A 5941-nucleotide genomic window follows, 5' to 3' on the forward strand; every position below is an offset into this window, starting at 1 on the left:
ATTTATTTTCAAATAAAGTTTGCGAATAACAAAAAGGTTTCTACCTTTGCAATCCCAAAACGAGGGAGAAAAATTGAGAGAGATTCGGAAGCAGGTTTCGAGACAAAACAAAGGGAAGCCGGGAGCGAATTTCGGCGAATGACAGATTGAAAGTTTAAAGTTTCGCAAGAGACGACAAACATAAAAAGGGTACACTGCGACAGTGTTACCGACAAGTTCTTTTAGGAAATAGAAAATCATGTAACGAGCGGGACTCGAATCTTCGAAAGAAGAGGAAAAGTTTTAGCTTAAGAGATAAAGAGGATTAAGGTCAGGATATTGTATAAAGATATATAATACAATGATTAATTAAGATTCTGTTATTTATAATAGGGTCAGAGCAATCAAACAAACATTTTACAATGGAGAGTTTGATCCTGGCTCAGGATGAACGCTAGCGGCAGGCCTAATACATGCAAGTCGGACGGGATTGAGAAGCTTGCTTTTCATGAGAGTGGCGCACGGGTGCGTAACACGTATGTAACCTACCCTTGTCAGGGGGATAGCCTCTCGAAAGAGAGATTAAGACCGCATAACATTACAATGTGGCATCACAAAGTAATCAAATATTTATAGGACAAGGATGGGCATGCGGAACATTAGCTAGTTGGTAAGGTAACGGCTTACCAAGGCTACGATGTTTAGGGGATCTGAGAGGATGACCCCCCACACTGGTACTGAGACACGGACCAGACTCCTACGGGAGGCAGCAGTAAGGAATATTGGTCAATGGGCGGAAGCCTGAACCAGCCATGCCGCGTGCAGGAAGACGGCCCTATGGGTTGTAAACTGCTTTTGCAGGGGAATAAACCTCATTACGTGTAATGAGCTGAATGTACTCTGAGAATAAGGATCGGCTAACTCCGTGCCAGCAGCCGCGGTAATACGGAGGATCCAAGCGTTATCCGGATTTATTGGGTTTAAAGGGTGCGTAGGTGGCCTGTTAAGTCAGGGGTGAAAGACGGTAGCTCAACTATCGCAGTGCCCTTGATACTGATGGGCTTGAATCCACTAGAGGTAGGCGGAATGTGACAAGTAGCGGTGAAATGCATAGATATGTCACAGAACACCAATTGCGAAGGCAGCTTACTATGGTGGTATTGACACTGAGGCACGAAAGCGTGGGGATCAAACAGGATTAGATACCCTGGTAGTCCACGCCCTAAACGATGAATACTCGATGTTGGCGATATACGGTCAGCGTCTAAGCGAAAGCGTTAAGTATTCCACCTGGGGAGTACGCCCGCAAGGGTGAAACTCAAAGGAATTGACGGGGGCCCGCACAAGCGGAGGAGCATGTGGTTTAATTCGATGATACGCGAGGAACCTTACCCGGGCTTGAAAGTTAGTGAATAAAGCAGAGACGCTTTAGTCCTTCGGGACACGAAACTAGGTGCTGCATGGCTGTCGTCAGCTCGTGCCGTGAGGTGTTGGGTTAAGTCCCGCAACGAGCGCAACCCCTATGTTTAGTTGCCAGCACGTTAAGGTGGGGACTCTAAACAGACTGCCTATGCAAATAGAGAGGAAGGAGGGGACGACGTCAAGTCATCATGGCCCTTACGTCCGGGGCTACACACGTGCTACAATGGATGATACAGAGGGCAGCTACCTGGCAACAGGATGCCAATCTCACAAAGTCATTCACAGTTCGGATCGGGGTCTGCAACTCGACCCCGTGAAGTTGGATTCGCTAGTAATCGCAGATCAGCAATGCTGCGGTGAATACGTTCCCGGGCCTTGTACACACCGCCCGTCAAGCCATGGAAGCTGGAAGTGCCTGAAGTGCGTAACCGCAAGGAGCGTCCTAGGGTAAAGTCGGTAACTGGGGCTAAGTCGTAACAAGGTAGCCGTACCGGAAGGTGTGGCTGGAATACCTCCTTTCTGGAGCAATATCTTACCTCCTTTTTTCTAACTAAGCATAACTGCTTGTTACATGATTATTTTCTAAAATAGAAAGCGTGTTTTCACGCTATATCTATTAAACGTAACCCAAAGATGAAGCCATCGGTGGCAACGATCATCTGAGAGGCGAGATTGTAAGAGATTACGATGACGATTTACGAAATCTAAAATCGTAGATCCGAAATCCGAAATTAAATAGTCCTGTAGCTCAGCTTGGTTAGAGCACTACACTGATAATGTAGGGGTCAGCAGTTCAAATCTGCTCGGGACTACAATAAGGAGGGAAAAGCAGAAAGCGCAAAGCAGAAAGCAAGACACTTCAGGCGAAAGACAACAGGAAAAAAGCTTTAAGCTTTGACCTTTAAGCTTTCAGCTCATCAACGGGGGATTAGCTCAGCTGGCTAGAGCACCTGCCTTGCACGCAGGGGGTCAACGGTTCGAATCCGTTATTCTCCACGCTTTAAGCGAAAAGCAGAAAGAAGAAAGCAAAAAGCCTTTAAAAGCTTTAATCTTTGGACTTTCAGCTCTAAGCTTAAAAAACGTTCTTTGACATATTGGAAGAAGTAAATTGAAAGAGAAAACAACAGAATAGAGACGGTTGTTGGCTTTCGAGGGAAGTTAAACGTAATACGTTCTGCGTAAAACGTCCGACGGACTGAGAAACGGCAATCTATCGATAAAAGCATACCGTACGGCGCAAAAGGCGTACAGGTAGAAGAAAGTAAGAAAGGGTACACGGGGGATGCCTTGGCTCTCAGAGGCGATGAAAGACGTGATAAGCTGCGATAAGTTCCGGGGATCAGCAAATATGAATTGATCCGGAAATTTCTGAATGGGGAAACCTAACTATATGAAGTATAGTTGCAATAGCGCAAACCTGCTGAACTGAAACATCTAAGTAAGCAGAGGAAGAGAAAATAATAATGATTTCCTGAGTAGTGGCGAGCGAAAGGGAAAGAGCCCAAACCTATTATGTTACGGCATAATAGGGGTTGTAGGACCACAATATGACTATCAAAATGAACCGGAACGGGGTGGGAAACCCGGCCATAGAGCATGAGAGCTGCGTACGGGTAAGTAATGATAAGATAGTGGTATCCTGAGTACCGCGAGGTCGGAGACGCCTTGTGGGAATCTGCCAGCACCATCTGGTAAGGCTAAATACTCCTGAGAGACCGATAGTGAACCAGTACCGTGAGGGAAAGGTGAAAAGAACCCCGAACAGGGGAGTGAAATAGAACCTGAAACCGTGTACTTACAAGCGGTCGGAGCCCCTTCGTGGGGTGACGGCGTGCCTTTTGCATAATGAGCCTACGAGTTACTCTTCTCTGGCAAGGTTAAGTGTTTAAGACACGGATCCGAAGCGAAAGCGAGTCTGAATAGGGCGTATAGTCAGAGGAGGTAGACGCGAAACCTTGTGATCTACCCATGGACAGGTTGAAGGTGCCGTAACAGGTACTGGAGGACCGAACCGATAAACGTTGAAAAGTTTCCGGATGATCTGTGGGTAGGGGTGAAAGGCTAATCAAACTGGGAAATAGCTCGTACTCCCCGAAATGTTTTTAGGAACAGCCTGGCGGTTGAGTTATAAAGAGGTAGAGCTACTGATTGGGTGCGGGGGAGTCAAATCCTACCAAATCCAGACAAACTCCGAATGCTTTATAATATACGCTGGAGTGAGGCTATGGGTGCTAAGGTCCATGGCCGAGAGGGAAAGAACCCAGACCATCAGCTAAGGTCCCCAAATTAACGCTAAGTTGAACTAACGAGGTCCGATTGCATAGACAGCTAGGATGTTGGCTTGGAAGCAGCCATTCATTTAAAGAGTGCGTAACAGCTCACTAGTCGAGCGATCGGGCATGGATAATAAACGGGCATTAAGCGTTATACCGAAGCTATGGATTTGCAGTAATGCATCTGGTAGGGGAGCATTCTATTTGCGGCGAAGCAGGAAGGTAACTGACTGTGGAGGGAATAGAAAAGCAAATGTAGGCATAAGTAACGATAAGGCGGGAGAGAAACCCGCCCACCGAAAGACTAAGGTTTCCTGATCAACGCTAATCGGATCAGGGTTAGTCGGGGCCTAAGGTGAAGCCGAAGGGCGTAGCCGATGGACAACTGGTTAATATTCCAGTACTTTTTATAACTGCGATGCGGTGACGGAGTAGTGACACTGACGCGAACTGACGGAATAGTTCGTTAAAGGCCGTAGGTATAGGTTGTGTAGTTAAGTACGCACGACTTGCTGAAAGCTGATAGTACCTTGAGCCTTCGGGTGATGGGATAGTTCAGGTAATCAGACTTCCAAGAAAACCCGCTAAGCTTCAGGTTATAAAAACCCGTACCGTAAACCGACACAGGTAGTCGAGGAGAGAATCCTAAGGTGCTCGAGTGAATCATGGCTAAGGAACTCGGCAAAATGGCCCTGTAACTTCGGGAGAAGGGGCGCTGGCAGCAATGTCAGCCGCAGTGAAAAGGCCCAGGCGACTGTTTAACAAAAACACATGGCTATGCAAAATCGAAAGATGACGTATATGGCCTGACACCTGCCCGGTGCCGGAAGGTTAAGAGGGGATGTTAGGGTTAAACCGAAGCATTGAATCGAAGCCCCGGTAAACGGCGGCCGTAACTATAACGGTCCTAAGGTAGCGAAATTCCTTGTCGGGTAAGTTCCGACCTGCACGAATGGTGTAACGATCTGGGCGCTGTCTCAGCCATGAGCTCGGTGAAATTGTGGTATCGGTGAAGACGCCGGTTACCCGCAACGGGACGGAAAGACCCCATGCACCTTCACTACAACTTAACATTGATATCGGATACAGGATGTGTAGGATAGGTGGGAGACTGTGATCCGGCTTCGCTAGGAGTCGGTTAGTCAACGTTGAAATACCACCCTTTCTGTATTTGGTGTCTAACTCCGCAATGCGGAGGACATTGTTTGGCGGGTAGTTTGACTGGGGTGGTCGCCTCCAAAAAGGTAACGGAGGCTTTCAAAGGTAAGCTCAGTACGCTTGGTAACCGTACGCGGAGTGCAATAGCATAAGCTTGCTTGACTGTGAGGCAGACAAGCCGAGCAGGGTCGAAAGACGGATATAGTGATCCGGTGGTTCTGCATGGAAGGGCCATCGCTCAAAGGATAAAAGGTACGCTGGGGATAACAGGCTGATCTCCCCCAAGAGCTCATATCGACGGGGAGGTTTGGCACCTCGATGTCGGCTCGTCACATCCTGGGGCTGGAGAAGGTCCCAAGGGTTGAGCTGTTCGCTCATTAAAGTGGCACGCGAGCTGGGTTCAGAACGTCGCGAGACAGTTCGGTCCCTATCTGTTGTGGGCGTTGGAAGTTTGAGTGGGGCTGACCTTAGTACGAGAGGACCGGGTTGGACTAACCTCTGGTGAATCTGTTATGGCGCCAGCTGTATTGCAGAGTAGCTACGTTGGGAATAGATAAGCGCTGAAAGCATCTAAGTGCGAAACTAGCCACGAGATGAGACTTCCATTGAGGGTCGTAGCAGACTACTACGTTGATAGGTTACAGGTATAAAGGTGGTGACATCATAGCCGAGTAATACTAATCGCCCGAAGCTTTCTTCGTGTTGAATTAATAAGGTTGTACGTATAACGTTTTACGTAATGCGTACAACCCCAACAAAAACAACAGACAGATTATAATAAATCTGTTGTTTTCTCGATCTACTTACTTCTTTCAATTATTGTCATTGTTTAGCTGAAAGCTGAAAGACCAAAGCGTAAAGCTAAAAGTCTGAAGCGTACAGAAAAACAAATACTGAATTGGCCAAAAAAGCTTTATGCTTTAAGCCTTGAGCTTTATGCTCAAAAGATATTCAGGTGCCTATATCGGCGGTGTCTACCTCTTCCCATTCCGAACAGAGAAGTCAAGCCCGCCAGAGCCGATGGTACTGCGGTAAAACGTGGGAGAGTAGGTCGGTGCCAAATTTTATAAGAACCCTGTCCGTTTTTCGGATGGGGTTTCTTGGTTTAT

Annotated in this window: 2 tRNA genes and 3 rRNA genes; all 5 read left to right on the plus strand. The window is 47.4% G+C overall.

Annotated elements, in window-relative coordinates:
* The first annotated feature begins 398 nt into the window (after positions 1-398).
* The 5 genes from HB679_RS20495 to rrf all read left to right on the plus strand — a co-directional run bounded on the left by HB679_RS20495 (position 399) and on the right by rrf (position 5895).
* Positions 399-1920 (plus strand): 16S ribosomal RNA (locus tag HB679_RS20495).
* Between the two features lie 218 nt (positions 1921-2138).
* Positions 2139-2213, plus strand: a tRNA-Ile gene (locus HB679_RS20500).
* A gap of 110 nt (positions 2214-2323) precedes the next feature.
* Positions 2324-2397: transfer RNA gene (locus tag HB679_RS20505), tRNA-Ala, on the plus strand.
* A gap of 258 nt (positions 2398-2655) precedes the next feature.
* Positions 2656-5533: ribosomal RNA gene (locus tag HB679_RS20510) — 23S ribosomal RNA — on the plus strand.
* Positions 5534-5783: 250 nt separating this feature from the next.
* A 5S ribosomal RNA gene (gene rrf / locus HB679_RS20515) occupies positions 5784-5895 on the plus strand.
* The 16S, 23S and 5S rRNA genes sit together here with 2 tRNA genes alongside, the layout of an rRNA operon.
* Positions 5896-5941 lie beyond the last annotated feature (46 nt).

Source organism: Mucilaginibacter sp. dw_454 (assembly GCF_018449775.1).
Taxonomy (GTDB): Bacteria; Bacteroidota; Bacteroidia; order Sphingobacteriales; family Sphingobacteriaceae; genus Mucilaginibacter.